Genomic DNA, 26,102 nt, shown 5'->3' with positions numbered 1-26,102 from the left:
TAACCTATCCTTCACATCATTGATCACGTAACCCTCAGCATCCAAAAAGCTCTCTGATGAAATCGGGGACGGAGGTCCCCTGTCATCAGAGAGCTTAAATTATATGCTGTATAAACCTATTTCAGTGTAATGGTGAACGATACGGATTTGCTTCCGGCGTTTACCTTCACTGTAGTCTCATCCGCTTGGTCTGCACCTTCTACGGAAGCGATAGTACCCAGATCCTTCACTGCCAGCGTGAATGCTTTGCCGCTGCCTTCAGCAGCTACCGTTACAGTATTGCCTTTGCGTTCAGCCTTCACGGTCAGCTCAGGAGCGCCCTTGATATCACGGACGGTTGCAGTCGTTGCCGCTCCGTCTTCCAGCGAGTACAATCCGAATTTCACACCATCGGCAAAATCATAATCCGGACGGGTATCTACACTGCCTGTTGCAAGCAGCGAGTTCTGACGGACGAACAGCGGCAGACTGAAGAAATCATGTGTTTCCTTGCGCCATGATCCGCCCTGCACAGTTTCACCGTTAAGCAGGTGTGTCCAGCGTCCAGCAGGCAGATAATATTTCACTTCGCCGTTCTCCTGGAAGATTGGAGCCACCAGCAGGGAATCACCCATCATGTATTGACGATCCAGCACTTCGCAAGTCGGATCTTCCGGGAATTCCATCACCATCGCCCGCATCGAAGCCCAGCCTTCTTCATGCGCCTGACCGGCCACATCATACAGGTAAGGCATCAAGCTGCATTTGAGCTTGGTGAAGAAGCGGGTAACATCAACAGCTTCATCGTCGTAAGCCCAAGGCACACGGTACGAGGTGCTGCCGTGCAGACGGCTGTGGCTGGACAGGAGGCCAAACGCCAGCCAGCGTTTGAAGACATGCGCCGGAGCCGTGTTCTCGAAGCCGCCGATATCATGACTCCAGAAGCCGAAGCCGGACAGACCGAGGGACAAGCCGCCGCGAAGGCTTTCTGCCATTGATTCATAATCTGCGTAGCAGTCACCGCCCCAGTGAACCGGGAACTGCTGCCCGCCGGCGGTTGCCGAACGTGCGAATACTGCCGCTTCATTTTTGCCAAGCTTCTCTTCCAATACATCGAAGACAACCTTGTTGTACAGCTGAGTGTAGTAGTTATGCATTTTCTGTGGGTCGGAGCCGTCGAAGTACACAACATCCGTCGGAATCCGTTCGCCGAAGTCCGTCTTGAAGCTGTCTACGCCCATATCCACCAGGTCGCGCAGGTATCCGGCATACCACTCACAAGCTGCAGGGTTCGTGAAGTCAACAAGCCCCATGCCTGCTTGCCACAGGTCAGTCTGGTAGACATCGCCGTTTGCTTTTTTGATCAGATAGCCGTTCTTTTTGCCTTCTTCAAACAGCGGTGAACGTTGTCCGATATAAGAGTTGATCCAGACGCAGATTTTCAGGCCTTTTTCCTTCAGGCGTTTCAGCATGCCAACCGGGTCCGGGAATACACGGGAGTCCCACTGGAAATCGGTCCATTGGTATTCACGCATCCAGAAGCAGTCGAAGTGGAAGACATGCAGCGGAAGATCACGCTCAGCCATGCCTTCTACAAAGGAGTTAACTGTTGCTTCATCATAGTCGGTAGTGAACGAAGTCGTCAGCCACAGGCCGAAGGTCCATGCCGGAGGAAGCGCTGGCTTGCCGGTTAGGGAAGTATATTTGCTGATGACCTCTTTGATCGTAGGTCCCTCGATAACGAAGTATTCCAGGCTTTCGCCGGCTACGCTGAATTGGGCCTTTTTCACTTTTTCCGAACCGATTTCATACGAAACCAGCTCAGGCTGGTTCACAAATACGCCGTAGCCTTTGCTTGTTACATAGAACGGAATGTTCTTGTACGCCTGCTCGGAGCTTGTACCGCCGTCTTTGTTCCAGATATCAACAACCTGTCCGTTTTTGACAAAAGCAGTGAAGCGCTCACCCAGACCATAGACGAATTCACCTACGCCGATATCCAGCTCTTCACGCATGAAGGTGTTGCCGTCCTGATCTGTGATGTAAGCCATGGATTTGTAACCGCTGCCTGTAATGCGCTCGTCGCCGCGGTAGAAATCCACTGCCCATTGCTCGCCCTTGCGGATGACTACGCGCAGCCCGCCGCTGATCAGCACGGTTTCCGAATCAGTTTCTTCAACCTGTACGTGGTCGCCGGTTCCCTTGGTCAATTCGAAAGCGGGACCGCGGTCAATTACGCCGTCATTATGAATGATCTTCACGCCTACCACACCCGGAAGCGGAGAATGGAATTTTACGGTCAGCAGCGTGGAGTTAAGGGTTGCTGCGCGTCCTGTAATTGGAGTGGTTTGGGTAATTGCCGTCAAACCCTCAGAAGTTTTTTCCACTACATAGTTTTGTACTGCGCCGTTGATGTTGATTCCGTCGCGAACCAGCCAGAGGCCGTCTGTAAATTTCATGTGTGACTTGCCACCCTTCAATTTGGTGTTTATAGTTGCATTATAACGATAATAAAAATACAAAACTAATATAATATAGCTTATTTATAATACTATTCTGATGTTTTTACCGAAAGGAGTCCAATTATGGACCGCACATCACAACGTTTGCTTAAAGAAGACCGTGTGCATGGTGATGTTATGTTCCCGCTAGCCGCCTATTGGATCGAGCTTCCGGCCGGAACCCATGTCCTGGATACGCACTGGCATGAGGAGGCAGAGTTCTTTATGCTGCTGGAAGGCGAGATTCTGTTTCAGGTCGATACCGATTATTTCCCTCTCCGGGCCGGTGAGGCCGTATTCATCGAATCCGGCGATATTCATGCCGCCTACGTGCTGAAGGAAGGCCCTTGCAGGTTCTGTGCACTTGTCTTTCACCCTGATCTGCTCGCCAGCGCCCAGTATGATGCCATTCAGCATACAGTGATTCTGCCGCTGCAGGAGAAACGCCAAAGCTTCCCCAGACATCTTACACCGGAGATTGCCTGGCAGCAGGAATTGCTCCACCATCTAGAACGTTTGATGGAGGCATATGCTAATAAAATGCCCGGATTTGAGTCCTTTATGAAAGGGACTTTGCTTATCATGCTCTCGCAGATCGCGATCGAGGGCCGTTCCGTGAACCATACCCAGTCGGAGGGTGCGGATACAACCAAGATCAACCGGCTGAAGAAGGTCATCCTCTACATCCAGGACAACTACCAGGAACCGATACGAACCCGTGATTTGTCCGAGCTTATACCCATGAGCGAAGGACAGTTCTGCCGCTTCTTCAAGGCAATGACCCGCAAGACGCCGGTGGATTACATCAATTCCTACCGGATCCGCCAGGCCGCAGATCTGCTGCAGCAAAGCGACCGCAAAATATCCGACATCGCTATGGATGTCGGATTCGATAATGTCAGCTATTTCATTAAGGTGTTCCGCAAGGCGATGAAATGTTCGCCTTCAGAGTTCCGCAAAGGGGCAGTGCAGGGGGCCGGGCAGTCGCAGCTGTATCCGTGAGATGAATGAACCTTGATGAAGGGTTACAGAACCATGCGGCATGCGGGACCCTTCCTGACATATCAGAAGGTAAGTGTTTCGTGAACCGGCCACTCGACCACCGCTTCTTCGCCTACCCGCAGATCTAGCTCTCTTCTCGTGTTCTGCAGCCGGATAATAAATTGCTGGTCCAGCGACTTGATTACAACTCCGATCAGATAGGAAGAACCGGAGTAGTTGATAAAGGCCACTTCACCCGCCAGCGTATTAAGCCCATGCCCGGGAACCGGGTGGGGTTCCGGGCTTTGACGCCGCACAGAAACAGCCTCCGGCCGGACCATAACATATGTCGGAGCGCTCCCGTTCCCGGTTTTCTCCGCAGAAATGGGGTTTCCCTTCGTCAGTTCGAAACGCCACATGCCTTCTGATTCCATGACATTGTTGATCGGAAACAAGTTCGATTCTCCCACAAAATCGGCTACGAACGGGTCGGCAGGGTGCATATAAATCTGCTGCGGCGTTCCGGTCTGCACAATATTCCCACCGTTCATTACGGCAATACGGTCAGAAATGACCATCGCTTCCTCCTGGTCATGAGTAACAAAGATCCCGGTAAAACCATACTCCCGCTGCAGCACGCGGATTTCAATTCCCAGCGCCTGACGCAGCTTGGCATCTAGATTACTGAGCGGCTCATCGAACAATACGAGCGGCGGTTTAAGCACAAGAGTCCGGGCCAGCGCAACCCGCTGCTGCTGTCCGCCGGACATTTGCGCGGGGAACCGTTCTGCAAAATCGTTCAGCCGCACGGAATGCAGAGCCGCCTCCACGCGTTCCCTGATTTCCGATTTTGGCACACCGTGACGTTTCAGTCCAAAAGCTACATTTTCAAAAACGCTTAAGTGAGGGAAAAGGGCATAATTCTGGAAGACGAGTCCAATGTTCCTTTTATGCGGAGCAATGTTTGTGAGTTCCCTGCCATCCAGCCGGATAGAGCCCGAGGTCGGATCATGCATGCCTGCAATCATGCGCAGGGTTGTCGTTTTCCCGCACCCGCTCGGTCCGAGAAGCGACAGCATCTCACCGCTCTCTACAGTAACATTCAGATTGTTGACTACGGGTTTTTGCCCGTAATTTTTTACGAGATTTTCGATGATCAGTTGGCTCATGATGTGCCTCCCCGCTATGTTTTTTTGCCCCACCGCATTATGCCGATCCCCAGCAGCCCAATCAGAATCGTGCCTGTAATAATAATGGACGATACCGCAGCCAGCGAAGGTGACAGATTGAACTGAATGTCTGAATAAATGGTCATCGGCAGCGTGTTAATACCTGGACCCGTAAGGAATAAGGCGATAACCAGTTCATCAAAGGAAAGTACCAGACTGAGGAACGCACTGGCGAGCAGCGAGGGTCTGGCGAACGGAAGTGTCACCAGGAAGAAGGTTTTCAGCGGCGAAGCGCCGAGAATGATTGAAGCCTCTTCCACCGACCGTTCCATCCGCGAGAATCCGGCCAGCATGGTCCGCACGACATAAGGAATAATTAAGATGATATGGGCGAGCAGCAGTCTCAGGAAGAACATCCGTATGCCCAGATAGCTGAAGAAAATCAGCAGGCCGATGCCGAACAGCAGTGTCGGAATGACCAGAGGGGACAGAAACAGCCCCTGCAGCGCATTCTTCAGCCGAAATTCAAACCGCTGTATGGCGTAGGCAATCATCGTCCCAAGCGGCAGCGCAAACAGCGTAGTCAAAACAGCCAGCTTAATACTGGTCAGGAAGGGCCCGGTGTACCTCCCGCCTGTCAGCACCTCTTCATACCATCGCAGGGAGAAGCCCTTGGGAGGAAATACCAGAAACTCACCGGAATTAAATGATGAAATGAGGATGACAAGCAGCGGTGCCATAATAAATAGATAGATTAGAGTATTTACTATAGTAAGGAGCGGAAATTTCCTTCTCATATCAAACGACTCCTCCCGGCTTCCTGCCGCTAAGCATCCGTCTGTAGAGACTGGTTACCCCAAGCATGGTCAGCAGTAAAATGACGCCCATAGCAGAAGCATAAGGCCAGTTAAGCAGGTTAATTGTCTGGTTGTAGATTTCTGTAGCCATCAGCTTCACCTTGGCCCCCCCGATCAGGGACGGAGTGACGAAAAAGCTTAATGTAATTGAGAAAACAAGCAATGTTCCAGCAATAATCCCCTGTTTGGAGAGCGGCAGGGTGACGAACCAGAATACCTTTGTTTTCGACGCACCCAGATTGGCGGCCGCACTTTCGAGATTGCGGTCCATGCCTTCCAGCACCGAGTAAAGAACGAGCACCATATAAGGAAGCATGACATGCACCAAAGCAATAATCACACCCGCAGGAGTATACAGTAGCTCAAGCGGCTCCTGGATCAACCCTATTCCGAGCAGGAATTGATTCAGAATTCCTTTGCGGCCCAGAATAATAATCCAGCCGAAGTTGCGGATCACAGCGCTTGTCAACAGAGGGAGCGCGATTAAGATGAGCAGCAGGAAACGGTGTTTGGGCTGAGCCCGGGATACCCCATACGCGAGGCAGTATCCCAGAATCAGACAGATGAAGCTTACGGCAACGCCGATGTACACCGAACGCCAGAGCATTTGCAGATAAAACGGATCTGTGAAGAATCTTCCGTATTGCTGCCAGACGAACGCCGCTTCCATGGCTCCGGATGAGTCCGTTTGATAAAAGCTGAGCATCAGCAGCCGGGCAAGCGGGAGGACAAACACCAGCAGGAAAATTATCAGCCCGGGAGCCAGCAGAATCCAGTAAGGGGGAATGCGTTTCAGCATGGCATTGCAGCTCCCTTCAAATAGTAATGATGCAGTGCTACTGTGAAATCAATTTGCTCCACTTCTCCATCCAATCTGCCTTGTTGTTGTTCACCTGCGCCAAATCAAGATGAATCAGGCCGTTAAACGTATCTTCGCCATTCGGAAGAATGCCTTTCAGATCATCGGACAACTCTGTCTTGCTATTGGTCGGGGAATAGCCGCCACCCTCAGCAGTCAGCTTCTGAATCTCCGGACGCAGCAGGAAGTCTATATATTTCCGGGCAAGCTCAGGGTTCGGACTGCCTTTCACCACTTGGGCAGTAATATAGATGCCGACGGCTCCTTCCTTGGGAATCGCAAAGTTAATGGGAATTCCCTGTTTGCCAAACGTATAGGCATAACCGGAATCGAACGGAGCTATAACCGCCTCATCCTGGGCGAACAAATTGCCGACTTCGGGACTGGATTTCACAATTGCCGCGGCATTGGGCAGCAAAGTCTTGATTGCATCGAGTCCGGGCTGAATATTATCTTCTCCGCCGCCGTTCATCTTGGCGAGGGCTACCAGGAACTGATTGCCGTAGGTGTTGGAGATATCAACCAAACCGACTTGTCCTTTATATTCTTCCTTCCACAGATCATTCCACGAGGCTGGAGGAGTTGGGATTGCATCACGGTTATAAATCATACCAAGAGCTTCATAGCCGAAGGTAGGTCCATAGCCTTCAGCACTGCGCGCTTCCGGGTACAGCTGGTCCAGGTTCTCCATCTGCTCCGGGTCGAGCTTCATAATCAGATCCTCTTTGGCTGCAATCTGCTCCTGTCCGCCTGAGAACAGCACCACATCAATGGTTTGATTGTTCTTCTCCGCACGAATCTTGGCCAGCGCATCTGCCGAATACAACGTTACGACTTCAACCTCGGCATTGTACTCCTTTTCAAATTGTTTGATATAGGCACGCTGGGTTTCTTCAATCGCTCCGCCGAAAGAGGTGACCACCAGCTTGCCGCCGGAAGGCTTGTCCGTGGCTGCCGCCGCTGGAGCATCCTTACCCGAACTGCAGGCTGTCGCCGTAATCAGAAGTGTCAGTATACCTGCCGCAGCTTTTCCATAGAACCATTTCCGCATCGCACATATCCCCTTATCGTTCAGATGATGGTATATTCCCTTGGTTTAGCCGTTTGATCTTTCGCCCCAGTTGCGGATATACAGATTGCGTGCATTTTCCGAGAGAACCAGGCTAGCCGCAGTATAAGCATATTCTTCATCAATAATTCCATCTGTCACCAGATCCGTTAGCATTTTACCCAGCTCTTTCTTGATCATCCGGCCACCCAGCCAGCTAACTTCGGGAATCGTGAAACCGTCGGAGCCGTACATCACTTTCGTAAAAGGAGCCATTTCAAAGATTTGCCGCAGCTTCGGCTGCACGCCTATGCTGCTGAAGGGGATCATGGAGGACAAGTCGAGATACACATTATGATACTGATTGACCAGGTAACCGGCTTCTTCAACAAACGGATATGCGGTATGAATGAAAATAATCTTTACAGCCTGATAGTGCGGATCGCTGACGATACTGTGCATCAGCAGCGGACTTGCGAGCTTCACATCCAGCAGCGGGGCATCACCTGCTCCCGAATGCATCTGAATTGGAATGTCATATTCCATGCACAGCTCGAACGCGAGCAATACGAGATAGTCACGGACATCTTTTTCAGCTTCAGTATTGTCCGGTGATTCCAGGAACCGGCTGTAGCTGGCTGCGGCCTGGCTCTTGCTGATCTTGTTTATTTTTAGTCCGGTATGGTAGGCAATTACGGTCTTAAAAGCAATAGTCCCCTGATTCTCCACCTCATCCCGCAGCTCCCGGATGTAGGTCTCTTCCAATTCCCCGAAGGGTACCTTCTCCTCGAACAGCCGGTGATAGGTAGCTTCCACCCGGTGAATGCGGCGGGTCGGAATGGACGACGAGGTCTGATGGAACCAGTCAAGCTCATCCTGGGCCAACCGCGACCCCATAACCGGGAAACCGTAGTCCACCAGCAGTGATTCCAATCCTACATCCTTGAAAAGCATGTCTACATATTCTTTGGGATTGGCTTGATAACGCTGATTACGCTGCAGGATCAGTTCGTCATCCGTCACGCGGGGATCAAGCCCAAGCAGCTGGATCATCTCTTTACGGACAATTTTGAATAACAGAGTGTTTCGGGTGTCACGGCTCTTGGGGGGGATCAATGAGAGGGTGAAGCAATTATCGAAGCTCTTCTTCTCTCTGGTCGGCATGAATGGATGACAATGGTCGTCAATGATGGGCAAGCGGCTGATATCAATCGTCATGGAAATCCCCCTTAATCTTTTGTGAACAAATTGTTTTTGTTATTGTATACAATAATACGTACAAGGATGTTCCTTGTCAACAAAAGTTACATTAGGGGGATGAAAAGATATTTTTATCGAATTAAATGTAATATAACATGACACACAACAAAAAAACCACTCGTTTACGCCCATCGAGGGCGCAACAAATGGCTTGTCCATACGATACCAATGTGTTGTAAGCTGCAAAATGAACCTTTCAGGATACCTACAGCTTATCGTTGTATCCGTAGTTCACCAGTTCATTTCTGGCTCTGTTCCAATTCTGCTGTGTATAATGCCTGGCTTTCTCGGAATCTTTAGCGATGATTGCATCGAGTATGAATTGATGCTCCTCTGTCGCCTTCTCCAAATTGACTCCCGCCACAAACCGGGTCTGAATTTGGTAGGTTTTGTGGAACAGCTTTTCCACATGATAAATGAGTAGCTTATTAGGGCACATGCGGTGCAGGGTCCGGTGAAATTCGATGTCATATTCCTTCCACTGATGGAAGTTAGACAGACTTTTTTGCTCATTCATTCTGCCGATCAGTTCCGTAAGCTGGTTAACATGCTCAGTAGAAGGCTGTTGTGCAGCCAGATAAGCGATCATCCCCTCAACGGCTTCCATCATTTCGTAACATTCCTTCACATCTTCTGCTGTCAGTACACTGACATACGCACCTTTTCGAGGGTACACGGTCACAAATCCTTCGACGGACAATAGTCTGATCGCTTCTCTTACCGGAGTCCGGCTCATATCCAGCTTCTTGGCGTATTCTTCTTCTATAATGGGCTGGCCTTGGGTTAGCTGGTTCTCTTTGATATCCCGAAGAATGCTGTCGTATGCAATTTGCGCTTGGTTCTGCTTGCCCATATACACAGTCTCCTTCACCGGTCATGATCATCACAACAATACGCTGATTATAATACTATCTGAATACATCATCTGTAAAGTTAGATCATCACTGCGAGGCAATTCGTCCCGCATCATTCCTACACGCTGCACACGCTGCTTCAGCCTTCCTGAGATCAATGCACTTATGCTTTCCGGATCACAATAAAGCAGGTACTGTCCGGCAACGCCACCTCTTGACCGCTTTCGTCCATAACGACCACCCTGCCCTGCAGCGCCTCCGTATAACCCTCCTGCAAATAGTGCCGGAACACTTCAACCTTCGCCCTTTCGCCCAGACTGTGTTTGATAAAATCGGCATACTGGCTGGGAGTGAAATAGCCGAACTGTTCCTGGACCTCATGGATATACGCTTCTTCTCCCCAAGTGTAGGTATACAGAAATTCCATGGCATCATTCACAGGCATCAGCACCTCTTGTTCACCGGTCACCGAATACTGAATTTGGCGTCCGGCAAAATCCTTAGCATAACGTGCAAGCCAGGCCATCCCGTCCTCCTCCAGAAACCGTACGCGGCGCTGATCACTCTCCGGTTCGCTCATAATCCCGTCGCGGATGATGATCACACCGCCGGCCGACAGCACATCAAAGGCGCTGCGCAGAGCTGCAGCCACTGTCCCGTGATTGAATTTGACGCCATCCAGCGGCACATACGAATACAGCTCATGCAGTATTGATGAGAAAATGACGGTGTCTACGCTGCCAGTGTCCACGAAATCCTTCAGGTTCAGCGCATCGCCCTGCAGTACCTCCCAGCGGTGCCCTTCCCGCTGCTTGCGCTGCCGCAGCGCTTCAATCACATTGCTGGAAATATCAATGCCGACCGGAATGACATCCGGCATACGCGCTTCAATCAAATCCAGCAGCACACCTCCGCCGGGTCCGATATCCAGCACTTTGCTGCCGGTGACATACTCCAGAATCACTGCTTTATAATCACCTGTATCATTCATCTGGCTCAAATAGCTGTCCTCGTTATGGAACCGGTCAAAGGCATCGCGGCGCAGATCGAACAGATCGAACAGCAGCAGTACCGCCCGTTCATACAAGGCTGATTTCTCGGCTTCCATACAGAATTCGATCAGCTTCTCCGCAGCGGGTGAGAATTCAAAATCAAAGAACACCGTATCCGGCAAGTGAGCCTGCCTACGGAGCCGGTGGGCAAGATGCGGATTACCGGAAGACATGGTTCCGCTCGTGATATCCTGCCAGGTTAATTCCGACAAATACTTCTCAATAATCCGCTTCTTGTACACATTGATCTTCTTCACGCCTTTATAGTCATAATGGAGCGAATTCATGACAGCCTCAAAGCTGATATGATTCAGACCGGAAAGCTCGGCACCGCAGGCGGTCAAAGCTATCACTTTCAGGAATTGCTCCAGCGAGAAGGTCTGGAGTGCCGACTCCACATACCAGAAGGTAAGGGGCTGCAGCGGTTCCAGCAAGGAAGGCCGAAATCCTTCAGACTCCAGCCTGCTCCATTCGCTGCCGAAATCCTCCCCTTTGGCAATCGGCCCCGATCGCATCCGCTCCAGCCGTTCCTTCATCGGCAGCGGGACATCCAGAGCGCCTGATGCGATTGCCGCAATCAGCTCCATAACCTCCGCGCGCACCTCCTGCCACAGCTCGGGGGAAACGGCGGAAATGATGCAATGGTTCAGCGCGAACAGCAGCCGTTCCAGCTCATCTGCAGTCAGAAGCCCTTCCTCCACCATGGCTGACAGCGGACGGTTAGCGGACGGCGGAACCTCACCGCGAATCTGCTGCCCGATCAGTCCGTGAGTCTCGATCAGCCGGTGTACGATCATCGTCTTCTCCGCATCTGCTACCCCTGCCGCCGTGAGCTGGCCCGCTTGCGCTTTATGCTCTGTTGCCGGATCTCCCCCGGCATACCGCCAGTACAGCTGTGCCGAGCCAATATTATGTACGAAACAATTAATGCCCTCCAGCTGCCACATCCTGCGCTGGCGGGAAGTTCCGCCTTTTGCCGTCTCCGACCAGACCAGTGTCTCCTCGGCCAGTTCCTTGATCCAGTAGGACAAAGGCAGGCTATCCAGCAGGCGTAAGCTCCGCTCCACATAATCCAGCACAGGATTCTGCTCATCCAGTTCGCGCAGCGATTCCACCCGCTCCAGATTGACAATGGTTTGCTCAGCCTGAACAATATATTTCAGCCAGGGAAATGCCTTTGCGGGCAACTCTTCCCCTTCACGGTACGATTCAATCGCTTGCAATGATTTCAGCATGTGTGTGCCTCCCTATGTAATTGAACAACTCTCTCTATACCATAGCCCTGCTACCGGCCATTTGAATCAGAATCGGCAGGAAGTATTCCGGCGTTCTCATGACAAATAACACACCCATGCCAGCATAAAAGAACATGATGTTGACCACATACAGGATATTCACCCGGAAGGGTCCGTTCCGCTTCTTGCTCCTCCCGCCACAACTGGCCAACAGTAAAATCGATTTCCGTCTCCTGCAATTCGTTTACAAGCGTCCTAAACTGATTAAGTGCAGGTTCGAGCATGGTTACATTGGGCGTATAATCGAGCATGCTCCATCCCAAGCAGCGGATGGCCCCCTCAATGGTTGTGTCTAAAAAGCTCTTCTCCAGTTGCATCCGGTCTCTTGACCATGGCATTTCCGAGATTGTAAAGCCGCAGGTACCGCTTCCCAGTACAGATTGATCATGCTCGGCTAGCCATATAATGAAATCCTTCTCATCCGATGTTCTTGCAATCCGCGATCCACTCAGTGCAAGTACGGATATCACTACGGAAAATAAGCCGTTTGAACACCTAATCTCCTGATCCGCCTCTGCGTCTGATCTTGTTATGGTATTAGCCATTTCGGACCACCCTTCAAATTCCCCCGAAGAAATTGCCGATATAACAAACAGCAAGCTTCCAAAGAGAGGCCTGCTGCTTGTCGTATCGTTTATTTATACTGGTTCTGCAGGATAATCGTATTCTAACCTGCCAGAGTAAAACCTGGCAAGAAGACTTGTTTGTACTGTATCCAAATGAAATCCCATTCGCAATATTATCGCCTCTTTGCTCTCCACCAGTACATTCCCGCACCTGCCAAGACCAGGAGTGAGGCTACCGCCACCGGGATGCTCAGGATATGATTTCCTTCATCTGATGGAGATTTATCGCCGGAGAGCTGTGCTGAAACGGCTGCTGCTGCTGAATCGCCAGAGTCTGCCGGTGTGTCTACCGGTGTTTCGGCTGCTTGTTCAACTGCTTGTTGTTCTACTGCCGCTCTCTTCTTCGCTTCCTCTGCGGATACCCCTACGATCTTCCCGCTTGCTTTTGTAATCGTATACGGGATCACTGCGCCGCTCCAGAAATGCAGCTTCAGCTGCACTTCTTCATCCTTCACTTCCTTCCAGAATTCGTCCGTGAACTTGATCTCTCCAGTGGTATAGTCCGGATAGAAGGTACGTTTGTACTCCTTGAAGGGAGTCCAATCATTGGGACCGGCATTGCCGCCAGCCGTATAGACGGCTTCCAGTGTCGCCAGGCTGTCCCCGTTGAACCAGGTCGGGATCGTGAATATCCCCTCCGGGGCTTGCGCACTAATCAGGCTGGGCGTGTCATAATAAATAATATTTATTTTCCAGTCGGCACCTGCACTGAACGTAGCGGTTAAGGTCGCATTTATTCCATACTTCTTCGTGACAAGCTTTTGCAGCAATGCAGATTTGAGGATTAAGTTTTCTCCGTCAAGCTCATAATCCGTACCTTTCACTAACGCATTTTCCTGATTGAGCAGAGCGGTGAAGGTATTCCCGTTCAAATTCAGGGGAATGACCAGATCCTTAATTTCCGAATCTTTAAGAATATAGACCGAATCCGTTTCCGCGTTGGAGGAGCGGCCCTTCCAGCCCTGCTTCATCACCTGATGAAGCTCCTCATCCACCCACTTGAGGGTGCGCCTATCGAAATGCTGGCCGTTATCCCACAGCATCAGCGGCATCTTTTTTTCCCGAGCATAGTAGGTTATGTATTCAAAAAACTTCAAAATTTCGCCATGCTGAACAGTATCCAGCGATTTATCGAACCCAAGCAGGCCAAACTCCCCCACGATAACAGGAATCCCTTTGGCGGTGAAGGTATCGTAAGCCCGGTCGAAAGCCTGAATCAGATCCTCCCTGGCCGTGTTATCGAATGTGGTCGAACCTCCAAGGTTCACACTGAACGCATAATATCCATAGTAGTGGAATGTCGCAATCAGCCTATCGTCGTTTAATTTCGTAATGGTTTTGGCTAACTCATCCAGTCTGGCCTGGGTTGGAGCAGCCGTAAGAGTAGAAAGTACGAGCGGACGCTTATTGTTACTCCCGCCGGAATGACGAACGATAGCATGAAAAGAAACATTCAGTTCATCCAGCATCGTAAAATATTCAGGGGTGTCCTTGCTCCAATCCTCGGAAAAGCGCGGCTCATTCAGGCTCTCAAACATCAGCGTGTCCGGATAATCCTTGAAATGCCCCGCAATCTGCGTCCAGGCCGCATTGAATCTGGCAACCACATCATCATGCTCCGTCTCCATGTTCAGGACCCAGCCCGTATCGTGATGAAGGTTAATGATGACATGAAGATCCGCAGCCAGCGACCAGTCGACGATTTCTTGAATCCGTGCCATAAACTCTTTCTGGATCACATAATCAGGAGCGCCGCCCATCCGGTGCTTCCAGGTAATCGGGATGCGGATGCTTTTGTAGCCTTCAGCAGCAATTTGCTTAATAAATGCCTGGGTTGTACTCGGGTTTCCCCATGAAGTTTCCTCACCCGTAGCTTCGAAGGTGTTTCCTAGATTCCAGCCCGGTCCGATGGCTTCGACGTAAGCTTGCATGGCACTCCTCTTTTCTTTGGTTTCTGCATGCGCAGGTAGAGCCGTCACTGTCACCGTCACGGCCAGCAGCAACATACAAATCATGACGAACAAACGTTTAGGCTTCATTATCCGGCTCCCTTCCTAATAAAAAATGCTGGAGGCACATTACGCGGGTCTCCAGCATTTCATTTCTCCATGAAGCAACGTATTCTGTTAACCAATAATACCGCTGCGTTCAACGCTTTCTACGAAATAACGCTGCACCACCATATACAGCAAGATCAGCGGGATAATGGCCAGCAAGATGCCGGTATCAATAATCATGGCCACATGGTTTGGATCTGCCTTAATACTAGACCCGCCTGCACCTATCCCAAGTAACCCCGGAAGTAAGGCATTGGCCTGAGCCGCCAGCGAGCTGACCTTCGTAGGCATAAGCGCCACTTCACTCATGAAGAGGGAGGTAAAGAAGGTATCGTTATACTGCCAGACAAAGCAGAACAAAATGACTGTGATCATCGGGGAGACTGCATTAGGCAGCATGATCCGCAGGAATGTTTTAACGCCTCCCGCGCCGTCAATCAAAGCGGCTTCTTCAATTTCTTTCGGCATTCCTTTGAAGAATTGGCGGAAAATATAGATGAACAAGCCTGCTTTTAATCCAATCGCTGTCGCTGATGTAATAATGGAAGGCCAATACGTATTGAGCAGGTTGATGCCTTCTTTGCCTGTGATCAGATGAATAATCCCCAGAATATCAAAGCTTCGGAAATGCAGGTACATAGGCACCATCAGTGTGCCGGTAGGTACAAGCAAGGTTAGAATGACGAGCGCAAACAGGATGTTGCTTCCCGGAAAGTTGAACCGGGCAAAGCCATAACCCGCCAAGGCGCAGGAAGCCGTAGTCAGCAGCGTTGTCACTACGACGAAGAGCAAGGTATTCCCCAGCAGCGGAAAATAATCCAGAATCTGCATCGCCATCTTGATGTTATCCAGCGTAAAGTGGACCGGTATCATATAAATCGTCGGATTATAAATATCTGCTTTATCCTTGAAGGCGATGGAGAATTTCATAAGCAGCGGGTAAATAATAATAAATGAAATCCCGATGACAAGTGCGTACCGGAACAATGCATACAAAATATCAACTGCCTTACCTCTGACCTTCTGAACTCTATAGTGATTCGCTTCTCTGTGAACGGGTTGAGGAGATTGCATAGCCGTACCCTCCTTTGCTATTAATCAGTTGTAATGCACTCTTTTAGACAGTACGTAACCAACGATAACCAGGACGAGGCTGATAATCAGCGTATAGATCCAGGACATCGCCGCACTGAGACCGAAGTTTTGTGTGGTGAATGCGGTTGAGAATATCATTTGGGTCACGCTGCTACCCGAGAAGGAGTCGATAATGGTATAAATAACGTTGGTCAAGATGAGCGGGCTCACTAGCGGGAATGTGATTTTCCAAAAGGATTCATAGGCGGTTGCCCCTTCAATCTTCGCCACCTCATACATCGCCCCGGGAACAGACTGCAGCGCGGCCAGAAAGATCAGAATTTGTACGCCCGAACTCGTAATAATCTCATAGATCCGCAGGATCGCGTCTACAATATAATCCACGAACGACAGCGGCAACCCGATATCACTCAGAATCATAACCATCGACATGACATTGTACTGTGAGCCCGATTGGCCCAATTCGTTGACAGCCGTCGCATCACCAACCAGATTGATCAGTCCGGACGCTTCTGCCGCCGATATCGCGTTAGAGGCCAGAATGACCGGCAGAAAAAATATGGCCCGGGCCAGAATTCTCCCCCGAAACTTCTGATTCAGCAGCGTTGCCGAGAAAAGGCTGAAGAACAGGATCATCGGAACGTTAAGCACCATATCCCTGACAGATTCGGTTAATACCCGGTTAAAGGTTGCATCTACGAACAAAGCATTGTTGAAGTTGGACCAGCCTACCCAATCTAAGGAGAAGCCTGATGGATCTACAGTTAATTTACTGAAGCTGAATTTGATGGACTGAACGAGCGGAGTTGCGAACATGAATACGAACCCAAGCAGCCATGGCGCAATAAAGGCTATCCCCAGAAAAGAGCGCTTGTGATTTAAGCTGAGCTTACTTCCTCTCATGACTGCTCACCTTCTATCCCATATTGTCCGGCTCCGATTGCGAACCCATGGACGGTGACATCCTTATCTGTGTGATTCACATAAATCGAAATACCATTACTGTACTGCACCTCCACAACACCCTCCTGATGGCGTATATGGTTCACGATTTGCGCATTCTGTACGGGGGAGAGTACTTTATTGACTTCCTTGTACATCGAAACCGCCTGATCGTACCAATCTTTGTAATAGGTTGCATACTTGCTGTCAAAATGAGTGAACTTCAGCTTGGAGGAGGGTTCATAGGACCACGAGAAATAGGGTGCTGCACCCAGCTCAATTGAGCGGAGCATCTGCTGCTTGAGATCCTGCTCATCACTCAGATTAACCGGAGTCCCTGCATAGTTGATAAAGCCATGAACAACCATTTCATAGAAAGGGATCTCTTCATCGGTCAGCAAGAATCCGCTGGAGGATGACGGTACATTGATCAGATGATCTGAGTAAGGCCATGCGTAGGCATTCCCCCCTGCGATCATGGTTTGATCGATATTCTGGTCGAGTTTACTGAGCTGCTCTTCCACGATTTGTTTGGCCGTTTCCCGCTGTATAACACGGCTAACCCGGAAATCCGAGCTGAGTACATTGCCGAGATCCCGCAGAGATACGCCTTTCATCCCGAAGGATTTATACCTGTTCATAAACTCGTCAACGTAATAAGGCAGCTTGGCAGGGGACAATAAATAGTAGCTCCCGAGCGTCATATCCATCCCGTTGTATGCCCGATTGTATGGATAGAGCTCTGCCTCTTCCCTTGTCACGAATCTGGATGCGTCGGAGGAAGGTGTAAAGCCGCTATCATCATGGTAAATCTGCTGGAAGGCCACATCAGGGAATAACGTCCCGCCTGATTGCTCCAACTTTTCCGTTAATGTAAGGAGCTCCGACTTGCTTCCCAGCACATCTTCAGTCTTCAGCTTATTGGGTGTAGCATGGTTTACACCTTTGGAAGACCAGCCTGTATAGCGCATAAGCAGCCGGTCAATGCCGTCCTGCTTCAATTGATCGGCAATCTGCGCAGCCTGCTCAAAGGAGGTCATTGCCACCTCGGACCGGTAAGGTACGCCAAGAAATGACTTTTGTTTGTCGACAGCCCCCAGCATATCCAGATAAAAAGGAATGCCCTGTCCCTCCTCTAAAGGCTGCAGTGATTTCTCCGTCACCAGCTTATTCCGGTAGAGCTCAGCCATTCCTGAATAGCTGGCCTCGTCATTGTTCAGGAAGCTGTAGCGAACTTGAATATCGCCTTTGTAAATTTCCTCATTCAGGAGCTGTATTTCCTGAATGGTAGATCCGGTGTACAGTTCAAGCTCATCCTCACCCCGTAAGGTGTAGCTGCTGTGAATGAAATTGTACGAGTTCTTCTTGCCGCTGATATCGGCGGCTATGCTGGCTATGGCATCTCCTTTTTCGATCACGGCGAACCAGGCAGCATCACCAGCCTTTAATCCAAACACCGGCATTCTGGCATTCTCACTGACTTGCCCGCGTCTATAGCTGTTATCATTCGGGTCGGGGCCATACACACGCTGTACATACTGCTCTTCCTTCACTTTTCCATTATTCAAATGGATCAGGCTGCCGGAACCGTCAGGAACGAGCATATAGCCATCGGTCTGCTGATCGGCAGCACCGAACATATTGAGCACCTCAAGGCTGCGAATCTGATAGTCCCCGCTTTCCTTAACTTGGTTTACAGGGACGGATACAACCAGAGATCCCCCGTCTAACCGGTATTCCAGCGGAACAATAAAATTCGGCTTGGTCGTTCCGGCCCCGTCCCCCGCTCCATTCTCCTGATTATCGAACGCCAGGTCTTCTGCAGAATAACCGGACTTGGTAAAGGCCGCTGTCATTTTGCTCAGCACCAGCGGTTTGGAGACTTGTGCATCTATGCGCTCCAGCACCTCCGGGTCGCCCTCTTTCGGGTAGTAGCGAAGCCCCACGTATTTTGCCGTGGGTTTATCGAGCTTGGACAGAACCTTTTCTTCCATTCTCGTCTTGCTTATATACTTAGGCAGTGCGTCGATTCCGATCGACGTATCTCCAATCGTATACACAATACGAAGTCCGTTCTTAATGCTTTCGGCAGTAAACTGTTTGCTGCTGATGCTCTGGGCAAAGTTCGTATAGGATTCTAGTGTGCCTACAGCATCACGGAACAACACTGTTAACTGCGATGACAGCAGCTCTTTCTCGAACCCCGAAGCCAGAGCATCCTCTTCGCGGTTGACAGGATTGCTGTACCAGATATGACCTTGGCGTTTATCCTTAACCGCTACTTCCGTGGTTTCAGGATTGTAGTATAAAGACAGCTCCGTATCGTCGGCTACCAGTTGCATTCCCGGTACACCCTTGGACGAATCAGGCAGTGCAGTTAGCTCGCTTCCGGCTTCCAGTTCAGCAGTTACTTCCATATAGGAGGAGGCTTCAACAGCCTTTACTCCGCGGGATGTGAAGAACAGGGCAGAACCGGCAAGAATTAGAATAGCTGCGGCACAGGCGAGTACCGCAACCAGCATTTTACGATTTTTCACAGGTGCGGCCTCCTTTACGTACGGAAAGTTAATTCCCGATAAATGTTAACGAAGAACTCGATGATTTGCTGGAGCATACTTAATACGAGCGTCCCCAGAAATATGACAATTCCCATGACAACAACCGTGAGCAGCATCGTTACCACTGTTTTGAGCACGGTATATTGATGGACGGTCATAATACCAACGAATAAAAGCGCTACAAACCATATGGAGGAGATCGACATCATCAAATAATAAAAAGCCGTTTCTTCCTCCGCCATAAACCGGCTTGCAATAATCATCGGCGTATAAATGATCACGATGGGAACAAGCGCATAACCTGTGGCCATCATAATTTCTTTGAATTTCCCTTCCCCATCCATTAAAGTTGTGATCGCCCAGTTTGATAAGCACCACAGAAAGAAGGGAAATACAATCGTTAATAATTGTATGATACTATTCAGATGACGCGGATCATTATAATTGACAAGGAATCCTGCGAACTGATTTTTTAAAACCATCGAAATAACTACAAGCAGTAAAATCGTCAACGTTACCCGGATTTTACCTTTTCCTTCATACTTCATATCCCAAAAGCTATCAAACGGATGCACAATGAGGTGCAGCGGGAATTTAATGAAATCCTGCCTCATGGGCTTTACCCTCCTTAAGGTTTTGCGAAGCCTGCCGGGATCTTCCTGACAGCCGCTTTCTTCTCCAGAAGCGTAAGAGCCTGAAAGCAAGCCATCCTGACACCAGGATCATTATCACGGTTAGAAATGTTCCGAAGTGCTCCTGCATGACTTCCCTGCGGTACCGTTTGAAGGCTACAGAATAACCGTCGCGGTCCATTCCGAGCTTGAAATATTTCAGCGCCTCTTTATTGCTTTTGTCCATCAGCAATGATTTTCCAATGCCGATATAAGCGATATCATAGTTGGAATTCAGCTTCAGAACTTCCTTCCACACCGGGACAGCCCGGGTATCCTCGCCATTATAGTGATACCCTACCGCTTGATTGACGCTTGTGCCAAACCGGGTTGGCTTGAAGATGACTATGTTTCCTTTGCCGCGGTCAAGTACGAGCTGGTTCCCGCCAGAGAATTCTATGGCTGCCGGTATTTTGAAGGTTCCGACCTGGTTGCCTTTACCGCCGTACACATAGAGAAGGTCACCTTCATCGTTGTACGTGAACACTTTGCCCTGGTTAGCATCAAGAGCACTGTACATCCCGTTGGCAAGAACTTTAATATCCGTGAACTTAGAAGGTCCTATAGAGATGCGGAACCTGATATCACCTTTAACATCAAAGTATCCGAATCGCTTCAGCACATCCTCACCGGATGGATTCAGACGTTTTATCGGTTCCTTCGAGCCCGGATCAATATTCGTGGCATACAGAAACCCTTTAGAATCAACATCAATATTGGAAAACTCTGTAGGCACAAATAGTGCCATCTGCGCTTTCTGCGCCTTGGTGGAGAGTAACCGCCATAAATATTCGGTATAGTCACGCTTCACCTTGTTCGTACCGACATAACCGATAAAGTCGCCGTTTTTATCAAACTGCATAATCCCTTCGAATATCCCTTTAGCGATGACATAGACACGTTCCGCCTGGTCTACGGTCACTTTAACAGGAATAAACTTGAAGTCAGCCGGTAAAATATCGGACTTCGGCTGCTCTATCATTCGTAGCAAGTCCCCTTCCGGGGACAGAACAACAATACGCCCGTTATCCGTATCGGCAATAAACAGATTGCCTTCCTGATTAACATATAATCCGCTTGGATTCTTGAATTTTTCCGCTTTACCCTTGTTATCGAAGCCGCTAATGACCTTATTGACCTTCCAGTCGCTATCCAGACAAATAATCCGTCCGTTCCCGCTATCAGCAATATAGATCAGTCCGCTTGCCGCAACGACCATATCGCCGGGATCCAGAAAATCGCCCACACCGAGATCCTTTCCGGATAGGGTACGGTCAGGTACATAAGCAGCAGGAGCAGGTACCGCTTCTTCCCAGTAATTATAGTTGTAGCTCTCATAGGGCGTAGATTCAGCAGACGCCGGCGCAGGAGCTGCATAACATAACAGCAGGGATGCTGCCATAACCGCGGGCAGCCATTTTTTTGCTATCAACTGTCTTCCCCCCTTAGTCCTTCATTCCCGAAGTAGCCATCGTCTCTATAATCCGGCTCTGCGAAAAAACAAACAGCGTAATGGGTACGCTCATTAAAATGAGAGCTACCGCCGCCGCTGCACCGGAACGGGCAATTCCCCCGGCCACCACTTGGCCCGCCGCAAAATGAAGCGACTTCAGCTGTTCACTGTAAATGAACCCGTTCCCGTCACTGCCCCATAGAATTTGGAATAATAGAATGATGAGCGTCAGCCAAGCCGGCTTTACGTTAGGCATAACGATGGACCAAAAAATGCGGTATTCGCTTGCCCCGTCTATCTTAGCGGCTTCCAGCAGCACATCCGGAATCTGTTCCATAAATTGCTTCATTAAATATAAACCCAGTGAATAAGCAAACGCCGGAATAATGACTGCCCAGTAAGTATCAATCAACCCGAGCCAGGACATGATCATATAGTTTGGCATCGCGGTTACTGCCGGCGTAAACATAAGCGACAAGACAACGATGCTGAACAATATCTTTTTGCCGGGAAAATGATGTTTAGCGAGAGGGTACGCCGCTGCCGAGGCCAGCAATACGTGACCGACAATACCCGTGCCGGTAATAAATACCGTATTGAAAATATACCGCGAGAACGGAACCCAGGAATTTCCGAGCAGATTAAACAGATCTATAAAGTTGTTCATCGTTGGATGGCGGACAAATAACGTCGGCGGGAAGATAAAGATTTCATCCAGCGGCTTGAACGCATTATTAATAGCGTAGACAAGCGGTAGAATCATAAATGCTCCAAATACGGTGAGCAGGGCGAATAAAGATAAAGTGCCCCATGCTGAACGGTTCACCCGCTTTTTCGGCATCCGGATCGACCGGCTTAACCGTTGTTTTGCATTCATTTGAAAGGGGATAGTCATGCCTCTATTCACCCACCTTTCTAAGCAGTTTTTGAACAATTAGGTTCGATCCAACCATGATCAGGAACAACACGGTAGCAATAGCTGAAGCGTAGCCCATTTCGAATCGGGTTGTGCCAAAATCAATCAAATGTGTGACGATGGTTTCCGCTGCATAGTTCACGCTCGGGAACCCTGCCAGCGCAATCGAAACATCAGCTACGGCAAACGCGGTCGTTATCTGGATAACGGCACCGAACATCAATTGCGGGCGCATGGAAGGCAAGGTGATGTACCACAGCTCCTGCCAGCGATTTTTGATCCCGTCCACAGCTCCCGCTTCATATAACGTTCCATCAACAGTCTGCAGGCCTGCAATGAACGTGAGGAACCCTGTTCCGAGACTGAGCCATAATTGAACAAGGATGATGATAGGCATAATGTAGCCTTCCGTTTTGAGCCATTGGATCGGCTCCAGGATAAAGCCAAACTTCAGTAATAATCCGTTCATGATTCCATACCGGTCTCCGGAGAAGATCATGAGCCAAATGAAATAGACATTTCCCGAAATGGAAGGCGCATAAAAGACGAGCGTCATTACAGCTCTAAGCTTTGGAGACAGCTCATTAATGATCCAGGCAAAAACAAAACAGGCGATATAACTAATCGGCCCTGTGATCACTGCGAATAACAGTGTGTTTTTGAGGGCAATCAGAAAGACATCATCTTCCAGAAATAAGCGGGTATAGTTCTGCCAGCCTATAAACTTCGGAAACTCCAACATATTGAAGTATGTGAAGCTAAGCACGATCGAGACCAAGACAGGCAAGACCGTAAATACGGCGAACAATATCATATACGGCGCCATCAAAATATACGAATGCTTATTGGCTCTCATTTCCCGCCACTTCAGGCTCCACCAATTTTGCACGCTTGACCCTCCTCCTTACCGCTATAGACCAAACTCTTTCCGTTTGGTGGTGATCTCGTCCTGAATATATTGGACATAGTCCATAATGGATTCCCGTGCTTCCACGCCGCCGACTACCGTTTTGTAGAAAGCGTTGAATAAATGTCTGCCCGTGAAATACCCGCCCGGAACTTCAGGAACACCTTCGGCCCACTCGAACTGGGCTTTCAAATTATCATAATCGGCAACGGGCCAAGGCAAGCTGTCCAACGCTTTGATGTTAGCGGTCGGATAACGGGCTGCCGCCCCCATTAACCCTTCCATCTCACGTCCGAACACCGTTTGCGTCTCTTCACTCGTCCACCATTTCATGAATTCCCAAGAGGCCTCTTTGTCTTTGGCCTTATCCATCATCACGACAGCACTTCCCCCGCTGGATACCGTCCGGTCCAAGGTGCCATCTGTTTGCACGGTTCCCGGGATCGGCACGAAGCCCCACATCCCCCGAATCTCCGGAGCAAATACAGAAAGCTGGTTATATAGTGTGTAATCGGCTATGCCGAAAGGCATTTCTCCTGTGCGGAAGCGATTGGCAAAGTCATATTCACGCTCAAGCTTGTAATCGGTGTAAAACTCCGTCCATTGCTTGAACGTTTCCATCCCGGTCCGCGAATCGAGATCTGACTCCTGTCCGCCATCCCGGTAAAATTGTCCGCCATTCTGAAATAAGAGAGCGGCGTACATCGAGTTAGGCGGGATGTTCTGCCCTTGGACTGCGGATTGAACCACAACCGGCAGTCCAAACTGCATATGGTTCTTACTGAGCACAGCAAGTAAAGTGGATACCTCATCCCAAGTCTGAGGCACTTGCAGATGAAGCTCCTCCAAAATGTCCTTCCGGTAGAAGAGCATATTAAAGGTCTGGGTCTCAGGTAAGGCATACACTCCGCTATCATATCTGTAAGGTACAACTGCGCTTTCCCGGAAACGGCTGCTCACTTCATCAAAGTCTGTAAACTGTGTCAGATCCGCCGCCGCATTGCGCATCGCAAAGTTGACAGGCAGATCATTGCCGATCTGCATCGCTACATCGGGTCCTTGCCCGGCTAAGGTAGCCGGAAGCAATGTCGTCATGTTGACGAGCTTCAGGTTGACATTAATGCCCGTGGCGGATGTGAATGTCTCATCAATCATGGCCTTCATCGTATTCGCCTGATCCCGTCCGCTTCCGATCCAGACGGTTACTGATTTCTGGTCATCCTCTTCCGACACATTTCCGATTTGGTTGTAATCGGTAAAGAAGGAAGCGAAGAAGGTAGCGGTCTCATGCTTAAACTTCGAGCCAAAACCCATCCCTTTCTTGGGAAACTTCTTATCGGGAGAAGCTAAGTAAAGTGCATCTACTTCAAGCGGCTGCTCTCTTGCTGTCTGTACCCATGTTCCAAGTCCTCCGGTATTCGTCTTATATGCGGCCAGTCTTCTTGGAATGGTGTCCGGATCATCAATTAATTCGCCCAACTGCTGTGCCATTGTTTTGAGCAGCGCTTCCTGATCACTCGATTGTCCTGACAACTGGACCAATTGCTTGGCAATCCCCGTTAATCGGTCCCGTTCGGCACCAAACACCTCAAGCATGTCAGGCACTTTTTTATCCAGCTGGTAATCACGGTATTCATCCGGCTTGGTTCCCGTAATCATCAGGATCTTGCGGTACATGGAATTGAGATTGTACAGGCTGTCCTCTACCTCGCGAATTAAAGGGGCGAACTCGCCAAGGCTTACCTCAAGCCTCACAACATGTTTGCCCTTTTCCAGCTTGTATAAATAGGGTTCGTCCCCACCCATAATGTCCAACCGGTAGGAGCTTTTATATCGAAACGGAACCTTTGCCATTTCCTCAAACGGCACTATTCCGTCTATGGTCAGCCTCCGGGTGGAATAAATCCCCCTGACATAATTCTGCTGTGTCTTAAAGGCCATTTTATATAATCCGGTCTCAGGGACATCAATTTCCCATTCAATCCACTGGCCGGGTATTCGCCAATTCAGCCCGCCTATGGTATTGATCTTGATCTTGGAAGAACTGTAAGGATGAACCGCGGCACTGGAACGCTCGCTAAGCGGGTACAAGGTTGGCGATGATTTGGCAGCCGCATCCTCTCCCTCGATCCTCAGGAGCTGACCGCTGGAGGCCTGAACACCATCGGCATCCAATTGCTTCTTTACTTCCTTATAAGGCAGCGGCTCCGCTTGCTTAAACAGCTTCAACTGCTTAAGAACGACTGGTTCTCTGGAAGATTCCAAAGTTAACGTGTGTGAGCCTTTAGAGAAATAAAATAAAAAGGGCTCATTCTCATAACCGTTAGAGTCTTGGAACGCTTTCTCGCTCCAGCCCGGTTTCTCAATCTGTCTAGGCCTCAGATCATTGCCCTGATTGTCCTGAACCAGCTGATCCAATTGGTCAACCCAAATACGGTCAAACTGCAAGAAAGCTGCTTCCCGAAAAGGGAGCTTGCCGTCAATATATAAGGCGCGCTCAATCGCTGAGCTTTTCCCTTCAACGGGATAATACAGCATGGATAAATTATAGAAGCCCTCTTCCGCGACTTGAACATTCCATTCGACCCTGCCGGATTCCCCCGTTAATAGAGATTGGCCTGCCATGCCTTCGTAATCCGGCAGCTTCTCGAAGCCGCTGCCCTCAACATGACTATAATTAGCTGCCTCCAGTACAATTTCTTGATCAGGTCTGGAAGCCCCCTCATGTTCGGTTAAATAGGATACGTATTTATGCTCATTAAAAGCCGCTGTCTCCACTGTAGCCGTTGTTTCATTGGGTACTTGCTCCACTGCGGACGTTGCTTGCGCACTTGCATCTACCTGTACATTTAAGCCTGCCGGAAGCGTGATCAATAATGCCATTGCAGCAAGCGTTATATTCTTGGCCATTTTGGATTGACGCATTTTACTTATCACCAGAAGTCCTCCTTACAAGCGCAAGCGGTTATCACCCTTTTACGGGAGAGCTTACGTGCTATGGTGAAATCTTATATTCATACAA

General features: G+C 49.7%; 19 protein-coding genes. 1 reads left to right on the top strand and 18 read right to left on the bottom strand.

Features of this window, described 5'->3' with window-relative positions; translation table 11 throughout:
- Positions 1–116: 116 nt before the first annotated feature.
- On the bottom strand, positions 117–2,438 hold the full coding sequence (yicI, locus tag H70357_RS04450; protein WP_038586213.1) for an alpha-xylosidase: 2,322 nt from the start codon (positions 2,436–2,438) through the stop codon (positions 117–119).
- Between the two features lie 126 nt (positions 2,439–2,564).
- Here yicI and H70357_RS04445 point away from each other — a divergent pair, with 126 nt between their 5' ends.
- The gene (locus H70357_RS04445; RefSeq protein ID WP_038586210.1) at positions 2,565–3,482 is read left to right on the top strand and encodes an AraC family transcriptional regulator; all 918 of its coding nucleotides are present in this window, start codon (positions 2,565–2,567) and stop codon (positions 3,480–3,482) included.
- A gap of 62 nt (positions 3,483–3,544) precedes the next feature.
- Here H70357_RS04445 and H70357_RS04440 read toward each other — a convergent pair whose 3' ends face one another.
- The 17 genes from H70357_RS04440 to H70357_RS04360 form a co-directional block, all read right to left on the bottom strand.
- Positions 3,545–4,630, bottom strand: a complete 1,086-nt coding sequence (locus tag H70357_RS04440) for an ABC transporter ATP-binding protein (protein ID WP_038586207.1) — start codon at positions 4,628–4,630, stop codon at positions 3,545–3,547.
- 14 nt (positions 4,631–4,644) lie between these two features.
- Entirely contained in the window at positions 4,645–5,427 is a 783-nt protein-coding gene (locus H70357_RS04435) for an ABC transporter permease (RefSeq protein ID WP_038586204.1), read from the bottom strand.
- Between the two features lies 1 nt (position 5,428).
- Complete coding sequence (locus H70357_RS04430) at positions 5,429–6,286, bottom strand: ABC transporter permease (protein WP_038586199.1); 858 nt, start codon at positions 6,284–6,286, stop codon at positions 5,429–5,431.
- 37 nt (positions 6,287–6,323) lie between these two features.
- A complete protein-coding gene (locus H70357_RS04425; protein ID WP_038586196.1) occupies positions 6,324–7,397 on the bottom strand; it encodes an ABC transporter substrate-binding protein in 1,074 nt (357 codons plus the stop codon).
- Between the two features lie 45 nt (positions 7,398–7,442).
- Positions 7,443–8,612: an amidohydrolase family protein gene (locus H70357_RS04420; protein ID WP_038586193.1), complete on the bottom strand. Its 1,170-nt coding sequence runs from the start codon at positions 8,610–8,612 to the stop codon at positions 7,443–7,445.
- A 247-nt stretch (positions 8,613–8,859) separates the two neighbouring features.
- Positions 8,860–9,507, bottom strand: coding sequence for a GntR family transcriptional regulator (locus H70357_RS04415; protein ID WP_038586190.1), 648 nt, complete (start codon positions 9,505–9,507; stop codon positions 8,860–8,862).
- 164 nt (positions 9,508–9,671) lie between these two features.
- The gene (locus tag H70357_RS04410; RefSeq protein ID WP_038586187.1) at positions 9,672–11,795 is read right to left on the bottom strand and encodes a class I SAM-dependent methyltransferase; all 2,124 of its coding nucleotides are present in this window, start codon (positions 11,793–11,795) and stop codon (positions 9,672–9,674) included.
- A 50-nt stretch (positions 11,796–11,845) separates the two neighbouring features.
- A complete protein-coding gene (locus H70357_RS04405) occupies positions 11,846–12,400 on the bottom strand; it encodes a hypothetical protein (RefSeq protein ID WP_038586185.1) in 555 nt (184 codons plus the stop codon).
- A gap of 194 nt (positions 12,401–12,594) precedes the next feature.
- Positions 12,595–14,520, bottom strand: a complete 1,926-nt coding sequence (locus H70357_RS04400; RefSeq protein ID WP_063848012.1) for a cellulase family glycosylhydrolase — start codon at positions 14,518–14,520, stop codon at positions 12,595–12,597.
- An 87-nt stretch (positions 14,521–14,607) separates the two neighbouring features.
- A complete protein-coding gene (locus H70357_RS04395; protein WP_038586181.1) occupies positions 14,608–15,612 on the bottom strand; it encodes a carbohydrate ABC transporter permease in 1,005 nt (334 codons plus the stop codon).
- 24 nt (positions 15,613–15,636) lie between these two features.
- On the bottom strand, positions 15,637–16,536 hold the full coding sequence (locus H70357_RS04390; protein WP_038586178.1) for a carbohydrate ABC transporter permease: 900 nt from the start codon (positions 16,534–16,536) through the stop codon (positions 15,637–15,639).
- Entirely contained in the window at positions 16,533–19,112 is a 2,580-nt protein-coding gene (locus H70357_RS04385; RefSeq protein ID WP_038586176.1) for a DUF5696 domain-containing protein, read from the bottom strand. Before H70357_RS04385 ends, H70357_RS04390 begins: the two co-directional genes overlap by 4 nt.
- 14 nt (positions 19,113–19,126) lie before the next feature.
- Positions 19,127–19,747, bottom strand: a complete 621-nt coding sequence (locus H70357_RS04380) for a YIP1 family protein (protein WP_038586172.1) — start codon at positions 19,745–19,747, stop codon at positions 19,127–19,129.
- Positions 19,728–21,236, bottom strand: a complete 1,509-nt coding sequence (locus H70357_RS04375; RefSeq protein ID WP_052091815.1) for an NHL repeat-containing protein — start codon at positions 21,234–21,236, stop codon at positions 19,728–19,730. Before H70357_RS04375 ends, H70357_RS04380 begins: the two co-directional genes overlap by 20 nt.
- A 13-nt stretch (positions 21,237–21,249) precedes the next feature.
- On the bottom strand, positions 21,250–22,098 hold the full coding sequence (locus tag H70357_RS04370) for a carbohydrate ABC transporter permease (RefSeq protein WP_379144308.1): 849 nt from the start codon (positions 22,096–22,098) through the stop codon (positions 21,250–21,252).
- Between the two features lie 58 nt (positions 22,099–22,156).
- Positions 22,157–23,029, bottom strand: coding sequence for a carbohydrate ABC transporter permease (locus H70357_RS04365; RefSeq protein ID WP_081966099.1), 873 nt, complete (start codon positions 23,027–23,029; stop codon positions 22,157–22,159).
- A gap of 54 nt (positions 23,030–23,083) precedes the next feature.
- On the bottom strand, positions 23,084–26,005 hold the full coding sequence (locus H70357_RS04360) for an extracellular solute-binding protein (protein WP_081966097.1): 2,922 nt from the start codon (positions 26,003–26,005) through the stop codon (positions 23,084–23,086).
- Positions 26,006–26,102 lie beyond the last annotated feature (97 nt).

Origin of the sequence: Paenibacillus sp. FSL H7-0357 (assembly GCF_000758525.1) — a bacterium.
GTDB lineage: Bacteria > Bacillota > Bacilli > Paenibacillales > Paenibacillaceae > Paenibacillus_AQ.
The sequence above is the reverse complement of the archived record's forward strand: the minus strand, read 5'-3'. Positions and strand labels throughout refer to the sequence as shown.